This is a genomic window from Neolewinella lacunae (genome assembly GCF_014349155.1).
In the GTDB taxonomy this organism is placed as follows: Bacteria; Bacteroidota; Bacteroidia; order Chitinophagales; family Saprospiraceae; genus Neolewinella; species Neolewinella lacunae.
In genome coordinates, this window is record NZ_JACSIT010000132.1 from 473 (window position 1) to 675 (window position 203).

1 protein-coding gene is annotated in these 203 nt (G+C 61.1%); it reads left to right on the top strand.

The window, feature by feature from the left end; translation table 11 throughout:
- Positions 1 to 203: hypothetical protein (locus H9S92_RS22920; RefSeq protein WP_187467343.1), on the top strand; the 203-nt coding region annotated here is incomplete at both ends.

Below are 203 nucleotides of genomic sequence, written 5' to 3' on the forward strand. Positions count from 1 at the left end.
CCCATCGGCTCCTTCGTAGTCAACCCCAACAACGCTACGCCCGAGATCACGACGGCCATCCCCGTAGGAACGCACCTGCTGCGCTACACCTACACGGACCAGTGTGGTAACTCTGACTTCTCCGACTACCTCTTCACGGTGGAAGACCGCACGGCCCCCGTTGCGATCTGCGAAGACGGCCTGAACATCGGCATCTCTTCCGG